At 62.6% G+C, this 18,101-nt stretch carries 16 protein-coding genes and 1 tRNA gene; 6 read left to right on the top strand and 11 right to left on the bottom strand.

The genetic code is table 11. The features are described from left to right. Window positions 1-20: 20 nt before the first annotated feature. Together ACZ25R_RS13575 and ACZ25R_RS13580 are read right to left on the bottom strand one after the other, a co-directional pair. Window positions 21-105, bottom strand: a tRNA-Leu gene (locus ACZ25R_RS13575). Further along, the gene (locus ACZ25R_RS13580; protein ID WP_403173555.1) at window positions 70-375 is read right to left on the bottom strand and encodes a hypothetical protein; all 306 of its coding nucleotides are present in this window, start codon (window positions 373-375) and stop codon (window positions 70-72) included. Before ACZ25R_RS13580 ends, ACZ25R_RS13575 begins: the two co-directional genes overlap by 36 nt. On the opposite strand from ACZ25R_RS13580, the gene lipB reads away from it, so the two are divergent. Next, window positions 374-1,090: a lipoyl(octanoyl) transferase LipB gene (gene lipB, locus ACZ25R_RS13585; protein WP_472461256.1), complete on the top strand. Its 717-nt coding sequence runs from the start codon at window positions 374-376 to the stop codon at window positions 1,088-1,090. The genes ACZ25R_RS13580 and lipB overlap by 2 nt on opposite strands. Window positions 1,091-1,149: 59 nt before the next feature. On the opposite strand, the gene ACZ25R_RS13590 is transcribed toward lipB, so the two are convergent. Both ACZ25R_RS13590 and ACZ25R_RS13595 read right to left on the bottom strand, forming a co-directional pair. Next, window positions 1,150-3,162 carry an acetyl-CoA carboxylase biotin carboxylase subunit gene (locus tag ACZ25R_RS13590; RefSeq protein WP_472461257.1) on the bottom strand — a complete coding sequence of 671 codons (2,013 nt, stop codon included), beginning with the start codon at window positions 3,160-3,162 and terminating at the stop codon, window positions 1,150-1,152. 98 nt (window positions 3,163-3,260) lie between these two features. Further along, complete coding sequence (locus tag ACZ25R_RS13595; protein WP_472461258.1) at window positions 3,261-4,187, bottom strand: DMT family transporter; 927 nt, start codon at window positions 4,185-4,187, stop codon at window positions 3,261-3,263. Window positions 4,188-4,371: 184 nt separating this feature from the next. Between ACZ25R_RS13595 and ACZ25R_RS13600 the strand changes: the two genes are divergently transcribed. Together ACZ25R_RS13600 and parE are read left to right on the top strand one after the other, a co-directional pair. Continuing rightward, window positions 4,372-4,752, top strand: coding sequence for a helix-turn-helix domain-containing protein (locus ACZ25R_RS13600; protein WP_223615098.1), 381 nt, complete (start codon window positions 4,372-4,374; stop codon window positions 4,750-4,752). A gap of 131 nt (window positions 4,753-4,883) precedes the next feature. Continuing rightward, a complete protein-coding gene (gene parE, locus ACZ25R_RS13605) occupies window positions 4,884-6,989 on the top strand; it encodes a DNA topoisomerase IV subunit B (protein ID WP_472461259.1) in 2,106 nt (701 codons plus the stop codon). A gap of 640 nt (window positions 6,990-7,629) precedes the next feature. Here parE and lpdA read toward each other — a convergent pair. The 5 genes from lpdA to ACZ25R_RS13630 all read right to left on the bottom strand — a co-directional run bounded on the left by lpdA (window position 7,630) and on the right by ACZ25R_RS13630 (window position 14,040). Next, window positions 7,630-9,027, bottom strand: a complete 1,398-nt coding sequence (lpdA, locus tag ACZ25R_RS13610; RefSeq protein ID WP_472461260.1) for a dihydrolipoyl dehydrogenase — start codon at window positions 9,025-9,027, stop codon at window positions 7,630-7,632. A gap of 4 nt (window positions 9,028-9,031) precedes the next feature. Further along, complete coding sequence (locus ACZ25R_RS13615; protein ID WP_472461261.1) at window positions 9,032-10,327, bottom strand: dihydrolipoamide acetyltransferase family protein; 1,296 nt, start codon at window positions 10,325-10,327, stop codon at window positions 9,032-9,034. Between the two features lie 9 nt (window positions 10,328-10,336). Further along, complete coding sequence (locus ACZ25R_RS13620; RefSeq protein WP_223615106.1) at window positions 10,337-11,350, bottom strand: alpha-ketoacid dehydrogenase subunit beta; 1,014 nt, start codon at window positions 11,348-11,350, stop codon at window positions 10,337-10,339. A gap of 3 nt (window positions 11,351-11,353) precedes the next feature. Next, a complete protein-coding gene (locus ACZ25R_RS13625; RefSeq protein ID WP_472461262.1) occupies window positions 11,354-12,601 on the bottom strand; it encodes a thiamine pyrophosphate-dependent enzyme in 1,248 nt (415 codons plus the stop codon). Window positions 12,602-12,891: 290 nt separating this feature from the next. Continuing rightward, complete coding sequence (locus ACZ25R_RS13630) at window positions 12,892-14,040, bottom strand: DUF2336 domain-containing protein (protein WP_472461263.1); 1,149 nt, start codon at window positions 14,038-14,040, stop codon at window positions 12,892-12,894. 182 nt (window positions 14,041-14,222) lie between these two features. Between ACZ25R_RS13630 and ACZ25R_RS13635 the strand changes: the two genes are divergently transcribed. Next, complete coding sequence (locus tag ACZ25R_RS13635) at window positions 14,223-14,678, top strand: MaoC family dehydratase (protein WP_223615109.1); 456 nt, start codon at window positions 14,223-14,225, stop codon at window positions 14,676-14,678. Continuing rightward, window positions 14,678-15,547, top strand: a complete 870-nt coding sequence (locus ACZ25R_RS13640; protein ID WP_472461264.1) for an HpcH/HpaI aldolase/citrate lyase family protein — start codon at window positions 14,678-14,680, stop codon at window positions 15,545-15,547. Before ACZ25R_RS13635 ends, ACZ25R_RS13640 begins: the two co-directional genes overlap by 1 nt. Window positions 15,548-15,720: 173 nt before the next feature. On the opposite strand, the gene ACZ25R_RS13645 is transcribed toward ACZ25R_RS13640, so the two are convergent. Beyond that, window positions 15,721-16,326, bottom strand: a complete 606-nt coding sequence (locus tag ACZ25R_RS13645; protein WP_472461265.1) for a flavin reductase family protein — start codon at window positions 16,324-16,326, stop codon at window positions 15,721-15,723. A gap of 6 nt (window positions 16,327-16,332) precedes the next feature. Further along, the gene (locus ACZ25R_RS13650; protein WP_223615112.1) at window positions 16,333-16,914 is read right to left on the bottom strand and encodes a nitroreductase family protein; all 582 of its coding nucleotides are present in this window, start codon (window positions 16,912-16,914) and stop codon (window positions 16,333-16,335) included. Window positions 16,915-17,038: 124 nt separating this feature from the next. Between ACZ25R_RS13650 and ACZ25R_RS13655 the strand changes: the two genes are divergently transcribed. After that, complete coding sequence (locus tag ACZ25R_RS13655; protein WP_288193925.1) at window positions 17,039-18,082, top strand: hypothetical protein; 1,044 nt, start codon at window positions 17,039-17,041, stop codon at window positions 18,080-18,082. Window positions 18,083-18,101 lie beyond the last annotated feature (19 nt).

The raw sequence follows: 18,101 nt of genomic DNA on the forward strand, positions 1-18,101 counted from the left end.
AATGTTGAAGAGAAACCAAATGGTGCGGTCGAGAAGACTCGAACTTCCACGTCTTGCGACACAGCGACCTCAACGCTGCGCGTCTACCAATTCCGCCACGACCGCACTGTGGTAGAAGCCGAACGTGTCGGCTCGCGGCATGTAGCAAATGAATTTCAGTGAAACAAGCCCTGTCGGCAATAAACCCGAATGTTTTTCACAAAGCCGGGTGAAAGTTATGCCGCACCCCGCACACTGGAAATCTTCCAGGAAAAAGTCCATATGCGGCTCACCATCTTTATCCCAAGGGAATCGGCGCTTTGATGGCCGCAAACGGCCCATCCGCCGCCATTCATCCGGGATGAAGCGACAGTCGAAAGTTTGGTTTCCGATCATGAAGAACAACCGCGACGATCTCGTCTCCGCGTTTTTTGCCCAAAGCGATTCCCCCAAGGTGGAGTGGCGCGTCGCCGATGGGCTGACCGATTACGATACCGCCCTTGCCTTCATGGAAGACCGCGTCGCGGCGATTCGCGCCGGCACGGCCAGCGAACTGGTCTGGCTGGTCGAACATCCGCCGCTCTACACCGCCGGCACCAGCGCCAAGGACGGCGACCTTCTGGCTGCCGACCGCTTTCCCGTCTATGCCACGGGGCGCGGCGGCGAATACACCTATCACGGCCCCGGCCAGCGCGTGGCCTATGTCATGCTCGACCTGAAGCGGCGGCGCGAGGATATCCGCGCCTTCGTGGCGGCGCTGGAGCAATGGATCATTGCCACGCTTGGCGCGTTCAACGTACGCGGCGAGCGGCGCGAGGACCGCGTCGGCGTCTGGGTGACCCGGCCGGAACGCCCGCCGCTGCCGGACGGGTCTCCCGCCGAAGACAAGATCGCCGCCATCGGCATCCGTCTGCGCAAATGGGTGAGCTTTCACGGCATCTCGATCAATGTGGAACCGGAGCTTGCCCATTTCGACGGCATCGTGCCGTGCGGTGTGCGCGGCCATGGCGTGACCAGCCTCGTCGATCTCGGCCTGCCCGTCGGCATGGACGATCTCGACCGGGCGCTGCGGGACGCATTCGAGCCTGTGTTCGGGCCGGTCGAGCGCTAGAGGATTTGGCAGAACCGATCTGCGTGGTTCGACAAGCTCACCATGGTCATGCAACCGGATCAGGCGAATTCCATGATCACCGCATCCACGGCCAGGCTGTCACCCTGCTTGGCGTTGATGGCCGATACGGTGAGATCGCGGTCGGCGCGCAGCACGTTTTCCATCTTCATGGCTTCGACAATCGCCAGCGTTTCACCCGCCTTCACCTCCTGACCCTCCGCCACGTTGATCGAGACGATCAGGCCGGGCATCGGGCACAGCAGCATTTTCGATGTATCCGGCGGCAGTTTCACCGGCATCAGCTTTTCCAGTGCCGCCACATGCGTCTGCATGGCATGGCCGATCACCGACATGCCCTTCCAGTCGATGCGCACGCCGTTGAGCACGGGACGCAGCTGCGCCTTCACCGCGCGGTCGTCGATATAGCCGTCCCAGACCGCATCGCCGGGCCGCCAGTCGCTGCGGATGGTGATGGCTTCGCCGCCATGCAGCGACAGTTCGATCTTGACCGGCGGCTTGGCCACGCTGCGGTGAATTTTCGCCGGCACGTATTCATCGTTGATCCGCACCTCCCATTCGGCGCGGATCCTGCCCGTATGCGGCCGCAGGCGGTCGCTGAGGCCGTCGAGGCGTCCCTTGCGCACCAGTTCCACCACAAGGGCAATGGCGGCCAGCACGTCCCTGTCGGCGGCCGTTGGTGCAATCGGATGGAAGCCGTCGGGAAATTCTTCCGCGATGAAGCCGGTGGACAGCCGCCCTTCCCGCCAGCGCGGATGCTGCATCAGCGCCGCCAGGAACGGGATGTTGTGCTCGATGCCGTCGACCACGAAGGTATCGAGCGCATCGGCCATGGCGTCGATGGCTTCCAGCCGGGTCGGCGCCCAGGTGCAGAGCTTTGCCACCATGGGGTCGTAGAACATCGAAATTTCCGAACCTTCCGTCACGCCGGTGTCGTTGCGGATGATGGTCTTGCCGACCGGGCCTTCGCTCGGCGGGCGGTAACGGGTCAGGCGGCCGATCGACGGCAGGAAATTGCGGTAGGGATCTTCGGCATAAAGGCGGCTTTCGATGGCCCAGCCGTTCAGCTTGACGTCCGACTGTTTCAGCGCGAGCTTTTCGCCCGCCGCCACGCGGATCATCTGCTCGACCAGATCGATGCCGGTGATCAGTTCGGTCACCGGATGTTCGACCTGCAGACGGGTGTTCATCTCGAGGAAATAGAAGTTGCGGTGCTTGTCGACAATGAACTCGACCGTACCGGCGCTCTGGTAGTCCACCGCCTTGGCCAGGGCCACGGCCTGTTCGCCCATGGCCTTGCGGGTGGCCTCGTCGAGGAATGGCGACGGGGCTTCCTCAACCACCTTCTGGTTGCGGCGCTGTACCGAGCACTCGCGCTCACCCAGATAGATGCAGTTGCCAAAACTGTCGCCCAGCACCTGGATTTCGATGTGGCGCGGCTCGACCACGAATTTTTCGATGAAAACCCGGTCATCCCCGAAGGAATTGCGCGCTTCCGAGGTGGCGCGTTCAAAGCCGTCGCGCACTTCGCTCTCGTCCCAGGCGATGCGCATGCCCTTGCCGCCGCCGCCGGCGGAGGCCTTGATCATCACGGGATAGCCGATCTCACCGGCGATCTTTTCCGCATGCGCCGCATCGGTGATGATGTCGAGAAAGCCCGGCACCGTGTTCACCTTGGCGGCATTGGCGAATTTCTTCGATTCGATCTTGTCGCCCATGGCGATGATCGCCCTGGGCTTCGGCCCGATGAAGACGATGCCCTGCTTCTCCAGCGCTTCGCAGAAGGAGGCGCGCTCGGACAGGAAGCCGTAGCCGGGATGAACGGCCTCAGCGCCGGTCGCCTTGCAGGCGGCAATGATCTTGTCGGCGACGAGATAGCTTTCGGAGGCCGCCGCCGGACCGATATGCACCGCCTCGTCGGCCATGTCGACATGAACCGCATCGCGATCCGCGTCGGAATAGACCGCCACCGTGGCGATACCCATTTTCCTTGCCGACTTGATCACGCGGCAGGCAATTTCCCCACGGTTGGCAATCAGGATTTTCTTGAACACTTTTATGGACCTCCCGCACAAAATGCGCCTCTGGTTCTATTGCCAATGGCTGATTTGCTCAACTGCTATTGTCAGTGCTTGCATGGAAAGCAGACCGGTTAATTGAAAGCGGGCTCCGGCGTTTTCTGCTTTTTCCCCTCGCGCCAGACCACATAGGCGCCCGAGGCAATGATGATGGCAATGCCCAGCCATTTCGACGCGGTCGGAAACTCCTGGAATACGAACAGGCCGATGATGACGGCCATGACGATTTCCAGATACTGGAACGGCGCCAGCAGCGACGCCGGCGCAAGGCGCGAAGCCTGCACCACGAGGAGATGCCCGCCCGTGGCGATCGCGCCGATGGCAAACAAAAGGAACCAGGACATGCCGGTTGCGGGCGTGCCCAGCGTCATGTCGCTGACGCCGAAGGCTGCACCGAGGAACAGCGCGACGATCACCGTCACCGTACCGCCGATCCCGGCATAGAGCTGCATGACCAGCGGCGTGTCGTGCACGCCCAGGCGGCGGTTGAGAACGAGATAGACCGCAAACAGCGCCGCCGTGCCCAGCGGCAGCAGCGAAACCCAGCCGAACAGCTCCCAGCTCGGCTGGATGACGATCAGCATCCCGATGAACCCGACCGCAACGGCAATGCGCCGGCGCCAGCCGACGGTTTCCTTCAGCACCACGGCCGAGAGCAGCGTCAGCATCAGCGGCTCGACGAAAAACACCGCCATCGCGTCGGCAAGCGGCATGTATTTGACGGCGGCAAAGAAGCACAGGCTGCCGATGCCCATCAGAAAACCGCGCAGCAGGTTGCCCCAGAGGTTGTGCGGCTTGAGCGAGCGCATGCCGGTCAGCGCCACGATGATCAGCATGGTCAGGATCGCCTGGACGACGAAGCGTGACAACGTCACCGTGGCCGGCGGCAGGCTGTCCACCGTCGACAGCCATTTGGCGATGGCATCCATCATCGGCAGGATAAACATCGCACCGGCCATCGTTCCGACGCCCCTCATTTGCGGCGAGGTTGTGTTTTCCATGGTGCGGCCTTTCCGGGACAAATGGCTCAGGTGGGGCCCCAGCCATATCGGCTCTGCGGAAAAATGCAATCATCCGCATAATGCAAAATGGAAGCAAAATGCCGCCGGATTTGACTTTTCTGCTTCCAAATGGTGCAAAAGCTTTCGTCTACACTTTAAAAACAAGAAAAAGATGGAGAAAGCCATGAATTTCATCTCCAACATCATCACCGCCATGCCCGACACGGACACGCTGGGCGGCCGCCTTTCCCGCGCGCGCGACGCCAAGTCGATGACGGTGGCGCAGCTCGCGGTGCGTGTCGGCGTCAAGCCGGAAACCATCGCCGCCTGGGAATCCGACCGGTCGGAGCCCGGTGTCCACCGCCTGTTCATGCTGGCCGGATCGCTCGGGGTCACGCAGACCTGGCTCATACACGGGGTCGGACAATCGCCCGACGAGAGCGACACGGCGGATGAAAACCGCCTGCTGAAAAGCCAGATCGCCAATCTCAAGGCTCTGCACCAGGAGCTGGGCGAGCGGATCGAAGAGCTCGAAAAAGCCGTCTCGCGCCTCAAAGCCGCTTGAAACTTGGGTTTTAACCGCATAGTTCTGTGGTGAACCCCGGAACAGATCACGAACGCCCATCGCGTTTCCCGGCGAAGCATGTCAAGATTGCCGGTGATTCGCAGCCCCTGTAGCATTGGCCAAAATACGATATGGATGACAATAACGACCTCTTTTCAGCGGTAGTCAAAACAGCCCGGGAACGCCAGGCAGCGGTGGACCAGACCAGGGTCGAACCCGCCGCGACGCCGGTGGCACCGCCTGTGAAAATCGCGCCGGTTGTGGCCGCGAAGGCCCCGGCACGGGCCGCCCCCGACAGCAGCGGCGGCTACAATGCGGCGCAGATCCAGGTTCTCGATGGTCTCGAACCCGTCCGCCGCCGTCCGGGCATGTATATCGGCGGCACCGACGAGCGGGCGATGCACCATCTCTTTGCCGAAGTCATCGACAACTCGATGGATGAGGCGGTTGCCGGGCACGCCAACTTCATCGATATCGAACTGGACGAGAACGGCTATCTCTCGGTCACCGACAATGGCCGCGGCATCCCCGTCGATCCGCATCCCGATCCCAAGCAGCTCGGCAAATCCGCGCTCGAAGTCATCATGACCACCCTGCATGCGGGCGGCAAATTCGATTCCGACGTCTACGAAACATCGGGCGGTCTGCACGGCGTCGGCATCTCGGTGGTGAACGCCCTGTCCGATCACGTGGAAGTGGAAGTGGCCCGCAACCGGCGCCTCTACCGCCAGCGCTTCTCGCGCGGCCATCCGCTCGGACCGATCGAGGATGTCGGCGAGGTGCACAACCGTCGCGGCACGCGCGTGACCTTCCATCCGGACCCGGAGATTTTCGGCCAGGGCGCCAAGTTCGATCCGGCCCGGCTTTTCAAGATGGCCCGGTCAAAGGCCTATCTCTTCGGCGGCGTTGAAATCCGCTGGAACTGCGCGCCATCCCTGCTCGACCCGAAGGACCCGACGCCTGACAAGGCGGTGTTTCACTTCCCCGGCGGGTTGAAGGACTATCTGGCGGCCTCGCTCGGCAAGGATTTTCAGGTCACGCGCGACATGTTCGCGGGCAGGACGGAAAAGTCCGGCGGGCACGGCGCGCTGGAATGGGCGGTTGCCTGGTATGGTGGCGACGGCTTTGTCCATTCCTACTGCAACACGATTCCCACGGGCGAAGGCGGCACGCATGAGGCGGGCCTGCGCATCGCCCTCACCCGCGGCCTGAAGGCCTATGCGGAACTGACCGGCAACAAGCGTGCCTCGATCATCACCACCGATGACGTGATGATCTCGTCGGCGGCCATGCTGTCGGTGTTCATCCGCGAACCGGAATTCGTCGGCCAGACCAAGGACAAGCTTGCCACGGTCGAAGCGCAGCGCATTGTCGAAAATGCCATCCGCGATCCATTCGATCATTGGCTCGCCGCCTCGCCGCAGGAAGCATCGAAGCTGCTGGACTGGGTGGTGGAGCGTGCGGACGAGCGCGTCAAGCGCCGCCAGGAAAAGGAAGTCAACCGCAAGTCGGCGGTGCGCAAGCTGCGTCTGCCCGGCAAGCTGGCCGACTGCACCCAGACGGGTGCGCTCGGCGCCGAACTCTTCATCGTCGAGGGTGATTCCGCCGGCGGCTCGGCCAAGCAGGCGCGGGACCGCGCCACGCAGGCGGTGCTGCCGCTGCGCGGCAAGATCCTCAACGTCGTCAGCGCCGGGCGGGAAAAGATGACGGCCAACCAGCAGATCGGCGACCTGATCCAGGCGCTCGGCTGCGGCACGCGGTCAAAATACCGCGACGAGGATTTGCGCTACGACCGCATTATCATCATGACGGATGCCGACGTCGACGGCGCGCACATCGCTTCGCTGCTCATCACCTTCTTCTATCAGGAAATGCCGGAACTCATCCGCAACGGCCACCTGTTCCTCGGCGTGCCGCCGCTCTACCGCATCGCCCAGGGTGGCAAGGTCGCCTATGCCCGCGATGATGCGCACAAGGATGAACTGATGCGCACGCTGTTCACCGGCAAGGGCAAGATCGAGATCGGACGGTTCAAGGGCCTCGGCGAAATGCGCGCCGACCAGCTCAAGGAAACGACGATGGACCGCAAGAAGCGCACGCTTTTGCGGGTGCAGATCGACGAGGAGTGGATCGAGGAAACAAAACTCGCGGTCGATGATCTGATGGGCACGAAACCGGAAGCCCGTTTCCGCTTCATCCAGGACCGCGCCGCGTTCGTGGAAGAGCTGGACATCTGATAATCAGCGATGAAACCTGTTTCAAATGGCGGTGCTTTGCATCGCCATTTTGTTTTTGGGGGAGTCAACTTTTAGCGGGTGGCATAACGCGTGGTGCGTGGTTCGACAAGCTCACCATGAGGGAAGTGATTTGGTTGCAATGCCAATCACAAACGCTGCAGGATGTAACGCTCTGCAGCCCTCCACCTCCCTCATGGTGAGCTTGTCGAACCACGCACAATGGCTCTGCCATCCACCCGTCAAACAAAAATCACGCCAACTTATCCACCACGTCCCAAGCCGAGATATTCTCATCCCTGTCCTTTCCGGCGGGAATGCTTCCGGAAACCTTCGCAAGTCGGGAAAGGACCGGCACTTCATTCCGCAGGCAAAACCTGCGGGATGAGGAGGTTGCGCTGACGCTGCGCGCGTTTCCGATGAGGAAACAAGGCAGAACAGGCAAGGCCTGAAATCGCCGGGGCGGGTGGTCCCAGGATCGCAAGCATCGCATACCGCATACCCCAAGACCCGCGTTCCAGGGACCGCCCGTCTTTCCTCTTTTGCAATGGCCAGATGCGATCGCGGGCGTGGCAAGGCAATGCCGCGCCCGGCGCATGCAAAGGGCGCCGTTTCCGGCGCCCTTGATACGAAGACACGTTGATTAGATGTGCAGCGCGTGGCCCAGCGCCTTGAGCGCGGCTTCCTGAAACCCCTCGCCCTGCGTCGGATGCGCATGGATGGTTCCGGCGATGTCTTCCAGGCGCGCGCCCATTTCCATGGCCAGCGCAAACGAAGCCGACAGTTCGGAGACGCCATGGCCGACGGCCTGAATGCCGAGGACGAGATGATTGCTGGCGGCAGCCACCACCCGGACAAAGCCCTCCTCGCCTTCCTTGGTCATGGCGCGGCCATTGGCGGCAAACGGAAACATCCCGATCTTGACCTCATGTCCGGCCTGCTTGGCCTCATCCGGCGAAAGGCCCACCGTGACGATTTCCGGATCAGTGAAGCAGACGGCGGCAATGGCCCGCTTGTCCCAGCTGCGGTTTTCGCCTGCAACGATCTCGGCCACCATCTCGCCCTGCGCCATGGCGCGGTGCGCCAGCATGGGCTCGCCGGTGACATCGCCGATGGCATAGACGCCGCGCATGGAGGTGCGGCACTTGTCATCAATGCGGACAAAGCGGCCGTCCATGTCGATGTCGATCTCTTCCAGCCCCCAGCCCGACGTGACCGGTTTGCGCCCGACTGTCACCAGGATCTTGTCGGCGGCAATGCGCTCGTCCTTGCCATCGGCGGTTTCGATCAACAGCGCATCGCCCTTGCTGCTGACCCCCTTGGCCTTGGCGCCGGTGAGGACGGTGATGCCGAGCGTGTTCAGGTGCTTGACCACCGGGCGGGTCAGCTCCGCATCATATTGCGGCAGAACTTTTGACTGGGCTTCGACAACCGTGACCTTGGAGCCCAGCTTGGCATAGGCCGTGCCGAGCTCGAGCCCGATATAGCCGCCGCCGACCACGACGAGCTTTTCCGGCACGTCCGGCAGCGACAGCGCTTCGGTCGAGGAAATGACATTGCCGCCGAACGGCAGCGACAGCACTTCGACCGGCGCCGAACCCGTGGCGATGACGACGTTTTCGGCGCGGATGATCTGCAGGCCGGTCAGGGTTTCCACCTCGATGGTCTTGCCGTCGCGGAAGCGGGCCTTGCCGGTGACGATCTTGACGTTCGCCTTCTTCAGCAGGCCGGCAACGCCGTTGTTGAGGCGGCTGACGATGCCGTCCTTCCAAGCGATGGTTTTGGTGAAATCGATGGCCGGTTCGGCAACCGAGATGCCGAGAGGCGTCTGCCGGGCGGCGAAATGCGCGACCTTGGCAAATTCATCGGCCGCGTGGATCAGCGCCTTGGACGGAATGCAGCCGACGAGCAGGCAGGTGCCGCCGACCTTCGCCGCCTCGACGATCACCGTATCGACATTGAGCTGTCCGGCGCGGATGGCGCAGACATAGCCGCCGGGGCCAGCGCCGATGACCAGCAGCTTGCAGGAAATATCTTTCATCGGATCACCCCTCCACGAATATCAGCGCTGGCGTTTCGAGCAGCGTCTTGATCCGCTGAATGAAGACTGCGGCGTCCCAGCCGTCGATCACGCGGTGATCGAAGCTTGAGGACAGGTTCATCATCTTGCGCGGTATAAAGGCCGCACCGTCCCACACCGGCCGGGTCATCATCTTGTTGACACCGATGATGGCGACTTCCGGATAATTGATCACGGGCGTCGTGACGATACCGCCCATGCTGCCCAGCGAGGTGATGGTGATGGTCGAACCGGTCAGCTGCTCGCGCGTTGCCGTGCCGGTCTTGGCCGCTTCGGCCAGAAGATTGACTTCCGCGGCGCAGCCCCAGAGATCGCGCGCTTCCGCGTGCTTGACCACGGGAACCACGAGGCCGGACGGCGTCTGCGCCGCGATACCGATATGCACCCCGCCATGCTGGTGGATGATATTGGCATCGTCGTCGTAGAGGGCGTTCAGCTGCGGCTGTTCGGCGATGGCTTTCACCATGGCGCGCATCAGGAACGGCAGCAGCGTCAGCTTCGGCTGGTCGGCGCGTTTCTTGCCGTTGAGCAAAGCGCGCAGTTCTTCCAGCGACGTGACGTCGATCTCCTCGACATAGGTGATGTGCGGGATGTGCGATTTGGCAATCGCCATCTTCTCCGCAATCTTGCGGCGCAGGCCCACCACCTTGATCTCCTTGACCGACGTGTCCGGCGCAAGACCGGAGACCACGGGCTTTTGCGCGCCGCGGGCAAAGAAGGTGTCGAGATCTTCATGGGTGATGCGCCCGGCCGGACCGGTGCCGGTCACCTGGCGCAGGTCGACACCCGCCTCCCGCGCCCGCAGGCGCACCGCCGGCGGGGCCAGCGGCTTGTCGCCCTCGGCGCGCGGCGCACCGATGCCAAGCGGCGCGGCGACCGGCGCATGCACAACCGGGGCTGCGGCCTTTTCGGGCTTTGCAGCCTTGATCTCCGGCTTTGGCTCTGCCTTGGCGGGCTGAGACTTTGGCTCTTCAGCCTTGACGGGCTTCGCCGGTTCCGCAGCGGGGGCATGGCCCTCGCCTTCGACCTTCAGGCGGATGATCGGCGAACCGATGGCGATCACCTGCCCGATCTCGCCGCCCAGCCAGAGGATTTCACCGTCGACCGGGGATGGAATTTCCACGGTCGCCTTGTCGGTCATGACGGCGGCAAGGATCATGTCCTCGCGCACGAGATCACCGACTTTCACATGCCATTCGACGAGTTCGGCTTCTGCAACGCCTTCACCGACATCCGGCAGCTTGATGACAAATTCACCCATCGTCTGCTCCTACCCTTCCAGCGTTTCAAGGAATGCACGGCCAACGCGCGCGGGACCGGGGAAATAGTCCCACTCCTGCGCATGCGGATAGGGCGTATCCCAGCCCGTCACCCGCGCCACCGGCGCTTCCAGATTGTAGAAGCAATGCTGCTGGACCAGTGCGGCGAGTTCGGCGCCGAAACCGGAGGTCAGCGTTGCCTCATGCACGATGACGCAGCGGCCCGTCTTGGTGACGGATTCGACGATGGTTTCCAGATCGAGCGGCAGCAGCGTGCGCAGATCGATGATCTCCGCATCGATGCCGGTCTCCTCGGCGGCAGCTTCCGCCACATAGACCATGGTGCCATAGGCAAGCACGGTCAGCTGTTTGCCTTCGCGGCGCTTGATGGCCTTGCCCAGCGGCACCGTGTAGTGCCCGTCCGGCACCTCGCCCAGCTCATGCTTCGACCACGGCGTCACCGGACGGTCATGATGGCCGTCGAACGGACCGTTATAGAGCCGCTTCGGTTCGAGGAAGATCACCGGGTCCGGGTCTTCGATGGATGCAATCAGCAGGCCCTTGGCATCGTGCGGATTGGACGGCACGACGACCTTCAGGCCGGATACATGCGTGAACAGCGCTTCCGGGCTCTGGCTGTGGGTCTGGCCGCCGAAAATGCCGCCGCCCGCCGGCATGCGGATGACGATCGGCGAGGTAAAGCCGCCATTGGAGCGGTAGCGCAGGCGCGCCGCTTCCGAAACGATCTGGTCATAGGCCGGATAGACATAGTCGGCGAACTGGATTTCGACGCAGGGTTTCAGGCCGTAGGCCGCCATGCCGATGGCAGCACCGACGATACCGCCCTCGCTGATCGGTGCATCGAAACAGCGGGTCTTGCCGTATTTGGCCTGCAGGCCGTGGGTGCAGCGGAACACGCCGCCGAAAAACCCGACATCCTCGCCGAACACGACCACGTTGTCGTCGCGTTCCATCATCACATCCATCGCGTCGCGGATGGCTTCAATCATTGTCTTACGCGGCATCGCTCACACTCCCGCCTGCTGGCGCTGACGACGCAGATGCGGCGGCATTTCCTCGTAGACACCTTCGAACATGTCGCGCGCCGACGGCTTGCCGCCCGCATGCAGCGTGCCGAAACTTTCGGCTTCTTTCTGGGCGGTGATCACGCTGTCGAGAATTTCCGCTTCCGCCTGGGTGTGGCGCTCCTCCGACCAGACGCCGCACCCGATCAGGTGGTTCTTCAGGCGCATGACGGGATCGCCAAGCGGCCAGGCATCGGATTCGGTCTTTGGGCGGTAGGCGGACGGATCGTCCGAGGTGGAATGCGCCCCGGCACGGTAGGTGACATATTCGACGATGGTCGGGCCGAGATTGCGCCGCGCCCGCTCGATGGCCCATTTGGCCACGGCGAAAACGGCGAGATAGTCATTGCCGTCAACCCGCAAGGCAGGCATGCCGAAGCCGAGGCCGCGCGCGGCGAAGGTGCCGGCACCGCCGCGGGCAATGCCCTGGAAGGTGGAGATCGCCCACTGGTTGTTGACGATGTTGAGGACAACCGGGGCCTTGTAGGTGGAGGCAAAGACCAGTGCGGCATGGAAATCCGATTCCGCGGTCGATCCGTCGCCGATCCAGCCGGCCGCGATCTTGGTGTCCTTCTTGATCGCCGATGCCATGGCCCAGCCGACGGCCTGGATATACTGCGTCGCCAGATTGCCGGAGATCGAGAAGAACCCGTGTTCTTTCGAGGAATACATGATGGGGAGCTGGCGGCCCTTGAGCGGATCTCTTTCGTTGGAATAGATCTGGCACATCATCTCGACCATCGGGTAGCCGCCGGCAATGAGCAGACCGGCCTGACGATAGGTCGGGAAATTCATGTCGCCCGGCGACAGCGCCATGCGGAAGGCGCAGCTCACGGCTTCTTCGCCCAGATGCTGCATGTAGAAGGAGGTTTTGCCCTGCCGCTGGGCGATCTGCATGCGCGCATCGAAGGTGCGCAGCGTCATCATGTGGCGCAGGCCTTCAACCAGCTGCTCGTCCGTCAGTTCGCCAGCCCAGGGGCCGACAGCCTCGCCATCGCGGTTGAGAACACGGATGATCGAAAATGCCAGATCGCGGATTTCCTCCGGATTGGCATCGACGGGCGGACGGCGCACCGAACCCGCTTCGGGAATGTTCACATTGGAAAAATCCGGCTCGCCGCCAGGACGCACGGCCGGTTCCGGCACGTGCAGGCTTAGTGGACCAAATTCACTCGTGGAATCATCGGGCATTCAGCAGACCTCCCAGTCACGCGACGTTTCCGCACTCTACCATGAAATATTAGGTCAGTAATACTGTCTTATTATTCCGCCCCGCTCCCCAAAAATGCCTGCAAGCATCAATATCCGGCGGCAACAATATGAAATCTATGATCATTCCGGCGCGGCTGCGGGACCGGGCCATGGCGCTGCGCCGGAAAAAAGCAATTTTGCATCACGGAACATGCGGCCCGCATATTCATTCGTTCACACGGGCATCGGATTTTGTAATCAAATGCGCGCTCATGGCGAAACAAGCCGGGTCAGGCGGCGGCGATGGCCAGGGCGTGGCTGCGCGCATTCTCCCGAATCGCTTCCAGATAAATCTTGCGCAGGAGCGACTGCATGCCGTCATTGGCCGCGGTCAGGTCATGCGCCATTACAGGCTTTTCCGGCGCCAGACGCTCCATCATGCGGCGCGTGACTTCCTGCGGCCCGATGGCCAGCTTGCCATTGGCGACATCGCGCCAGGCATGCAGCGCGACGCGCAGCGGCTGGTGCGTGCTGTCGGGCAGTCCGGCGGCACTGAACAGCGCGCCGAGCGCCGCATCGCGGCCATCGATCAAAAGGTTGCGCACCCGGGCAAGGTTGTGCCCGGACAGCGCCACCAGAATAGCACCGAAGAAATCGATCTTGCCGGAGGCGACGATGCGGATGACAAAGGCGGTGGTCAGGTCGCCGCGCAGCTGCAGATGCTCGATCAGCGCCGGATATTGCGCTGGCGGTGTTTCGGCAACCAGACTGATCGAGGCCTTGACGCAGGCTTCACTGGTGACGCGCCTGGCACGGCGCTCGCCCATCAGGGCCATGACCATATCCATCTGGCACAGGGCTTCGGCCACCTTGATCGCCAGCGCATGGCGGCAATCGGCGGGCAAGCGGTCATCGTCGGCGAGCAGCGACCGGATATCGGCGACATGGCCAAGGCGCTCGACCAGACGGCGGAAACTGATATCGGCAATCTCGGCGCGGCTGTTGGCCAGCAGTTCGAGAATGGCAACCGGTTCGGCGATCTCGATGAGAGCAGCGCTGACGGCAAAGGACACCTTGGCCCTGCCCGCAATCACCCTCTGGCTTTCCGCGCAGCCGCCGGCAATGCAGTCGATCAGGTCGATATCGGTCAGCACCGTCGAACGCGCCAGCATGTAGGCGGCGATTTCCGCCTGGTCGCGTGCCAGCCCGGCGACGATGTGAGCCGGCGCATGGGCGCTGGTCGAGAAAGCTTCGGCCAGCGCAAGGCGCACTTTTGGCGACGGGTCGTCCAACAGCAGCGTCAGCGCCGCCTCCGCCGCACAGCGGTCCTCGAAGGCGCGTCCGGTTTCAAGATAGACATGGGCCAGCGCCCCTGCGGCGTGGCAACGCTGTGCCGCAGAAGCATGTCCGACCATCGCCAGATAATGCTGTATTGTCATGAATTTATACCCCAAGCCCTTATTGCAGCCAAGGCTAGCGGCAAAAGGTTTACGATCGGTTCACCATGTCGATTAACCATGTTGTTTCGGCGCCGCGAGAGAACTTTGATCCTTCCCCGTTGCGAACCTGCCGAAGCCGACCTAGTCTTTTGCAAAAATTCGCATTGAGGAGACGCCAGCACATGGCCGGACTGTATCTGGAAGAATTCGAAGTCGGGCACGTGTTCAATCACAGCCTGCGCAAGACCATCACCGAGAGCGACAACATGCTGTTCTCGGTCATGACGCTCAACACGCAGCCGCTGCACATCGATTTCGACTTCGCCGCCAAGACCGAGTGGGGCAAGCCGCTGGTCAATTCGCTGTTCACGCTCGGCCTGATGATCGGCATCTCCGTCAATGACACCACCATCGGCACGACAATCGCCAATCTGGGCATGACCGACGTGACCTTCCCCGCGCCACTGTTCCACGGCGATACGGTGCGGGTGGAGACAACGGTGCTTTCAACGCGGCCGTCCCAATCCAAGCCGGATCGCGGCATCGTCGCGTTCGAGCACCGCGCCTACAATCAGAACGGTGTTCTCGTCGCCAAATGCACGCGCCAGGCGATGATGAAATCCCGGAGCGCTGCCTGATGCGCTCGCTTTTGTTCGTGCCGGGCGATTCGGAAAAGAAGCTGGAAAAGGGCCTCGCCAGCGGCGCGGATGTGCTGCTGATCGATCTCGAAGATTCGGTCAGTGCCGAACGCAAGCCCGCCGCCCGGCAGATCGCGGCGGATTTTCTCAAATCGAACCGTGACAAGAGTTCGCCGCGCCTGTTCGTGCGCATCAACGATCTGGCGAGCGGCCTTGCCGATGCCGACCTCGGCGCGGTCATGCCGTCGCTGCCCCACGGCATTCTCCTGCCCAAATCCAACAGCGGCAAGGATGTGACGCGGCTGTCGGCCAAGCTGAACGTGCACGAGGCCCATGCGGACGCGGCGGAGGGTTCGACGCGGATTCTCGCCATCATCACGGAAACCGCGCTCGGCACCCTGTCGGCGGCCAGCTACCCCGATGCATCGGCACGCCTCATCGGCCTCACCTGGGGTGCCGAAGACCTGTCGGCGGTCATCGGCGCACGTGCGGTGCGCGATGACAACGGGCGCTATACCGACGTGTTCCGGCTGGCGCGGGCCCTGACCGTTCTCGGCGCTTCGGCCGCCGATGTCGCTGCCATCGATACGGTCTACATCAACTACAAGGACGATGCCGGGCTTGCCCGCGAATGCACTGAGGCGGAACGCGACGGTTTCACCGCCAAGCTCGCCATCCATCCGGCGCAGGTCCCGGTGATCAACGCGGTGTTCACGCCCTCGGCCGAAGCGGTGGCACAGGCGCAAAAGATCATCCGGGCCTTCGCCGACGATCCCGCGGCGGGTGTCATCGGCATTGACGGGCTGATGTTCGACCGCCCGCATCTGCGCCGGGCGGAACGGCTGATGGGGCGGATTGGTGCTGCTTAGGCCGTTCAACGGCATGCCTGACAGTGCGTGGTTCGACAAGCTCACCATGAGGGATGAAGCGAGCTGCAGGGCTGCTGTACTCTGCAACGCCTGTGACGAGCCTTGCAATCAACCACTTCCCTCATGGTGAGCTTGTCGAACCACGCACTTCGGTAAGTGCAAGGCTTTTTACCTCACCCCTCCCATTTCGGCCGGAACATCTGAAATGTTTCCGACACCGTGGCAAAGTCCATGTAGCCAAGGCGCGACACCGGCTGCGCCTTGGTCATGTCGACAAGGCCGTTGGTCAGGATCGCCTCGTCGATGTGAACGCCGACGACTTCGCCGGTGACCATCAGCGCCTGCACCGGATTGCCATGACGGTCGGTCGGGTGACGGATGTCGGTGACGACACATTCCAGCGTCGCGAAGGCTTCGGCCACGCGCGGCGCGCCGATCAGCCGGCAGTCGGCGGCATTGAGGCCGGCATATTCGAACTCGCTGACGCCGCGCGGCGCATTGACCGAGGTCTTGTTCATGGCCACCGACAGGTTGGCGCTGACGAGATTGGCGGCAAATTCCCGCGTTTCCTCGATGAAGGTGACGCTGTCCTTGCGGCCTTCCGAGGAAAACATGATCAGGCAGGGTTTCGTGCTGATCATGTTGAAGAAGGAATAGGGCGCCAGGTTGATTTTGCCCTCCGCCGAACGGCTGGATATCCAGCCGATGGGACGGGGCGAAACGATGGCCTTCAAGGGATCATGCGGCAGGCCATGGCCATCATCGAACTTATAGAACATGGCGGCTCAGCCCTTCCACGGTCCGGCATATTCGGACAGGATATCCTTTACCTCCGGACGCGGGCGTTCCGGCACTTTCGTGTCGCAGCTGCCGATATGGACGAAACCCGCCACCCGCTCATGCGGCGCCAGCCCGAGCAGCGCCCGGCCCTTCTCATCGGATGAATACCAATTGCTGATCCAGTTGGTGGCATAGCCGAGGCCGTTGGCCGCATGGACGAGGTTCATCGCCGCCGCGCCGGAGGACAGGAACTGCTCCCATTCCGGAATGTGATGATCGACCTTGGAGAAGATCACGCCGATGACCAGCGGCGCGCGGGCAAAGCGCTTCAGCTCCTGCTCACGCCGCTGTTCGGTCAGCGGCCCTTCCCGCTCCTCGGCCAGATCGGCGAGATATTTGCCGACCTCGACGCGCGCATCGCCGCGATAGAGGACAAAGCGCCAGGGTGTCAGCCGGCCGTGATCGGGCACGCGCGCGGCGATGCGGACCATGGTTTCGATCTCCGCATCGCTTGGACCGGGAAGGCCAATGGCGGAAATGGGGGTTGAGCTGCGCTGCGACAGAAATTCAATGATGGGAGAAGGCATGAAACGGGGTACCAGATGCTGTTTTTCGAATGGGCGGACAATGTCGCGGTTTCACCGGCCGTGTAAAGTCATGATCGCGTGAAAAAGCCTTGAAATTGCCACCGGCTTCGGATCAAAACAGTGCATGGGCATATTCGACACTCAGAAAGCGGGCTTCGGCTCCGGCACATCCTGGATTTTGCCGGCGGCACTGGCAGCAACCCTGTTGACCACGGGCCTGTTGACCACGGGTGCCCGGGCGCAGGCGCTTGCACCCGACATCGCCACGCCCGATGTGGAATTGCCGTCGATCCCCAACCTCAACCAATATGCCAACCCGAAAGCCCCGGCCAACAATCCGCTTGCCACGGAAGCCGAGCTGGTCCTGTCGGCGAAACTGGCGGAAAACGGCGAAAACATCGGACGCGGCCTCGTCTGGCGCGTGTTCTCGCCGGATGCCGATGCGGATGGCAAGCTGCCCCTGCTGGCAACGGCCAAGGGTGGCACCACCTCGTTCAACCTCGCCCCCGGCAGCTATCTCGTGCATGTGGCCTTCGGCCGGGCGGGCGCCACCAAGCGCATCACCATGACCCGCGCCAAGCGCAACGAGACGATGATTCTCGATGCGGGCGGCGTCAAGCTCAACGCGGTTCTGTCCGGCGGCGCGCGCATCCCGCAGGACCAGCTGCGATTCTCCATCTATGAGGACCACGAGGACGCCAGCGGCGAACGGGCGCTCATCATCCCCGACGTCAAGCCGGAAAGCGTCGTGCGGCTGAATGCCGGGACCTATCAGATCGTCTCCAATTACGGCACGGCCAATGCGGTCATCCGCGCGGATATCCGCGTCGAGGCCGGCAAGATCACCGAGGCCAATGTGGAGCACCGCGCCGCGCAGCTGACGATGAAACTGGTGCGCGAGGCCGGCGGCGAAGCGCTTGCCGATACCGCCTGGTCGGTGCTGACGACCTCGGGCGACATCGTGCGCGAAAGCGTCGGCGCCTTTGCCTCCATGGTGCTGGCGGAAGGCGAATACGTCATCATCGCCAAGAACAAGGACAAGATTTACCAGCGCGATTTCAAGGTCGTTGCCGGGCGCAACCAGGATGTGGAACTTCTGGCGACCAACGGCGCCAGCGCCGCCTCCACCGCCAATCAGCCCGCCAGCGGCGACGATCCGCTGGACTGAGCCGCGGGACCGGGCCGCA

The sequence above is a fragment of the Phyllobacterium sp. RCAM01083 genome, assembly GCF_055685835.1.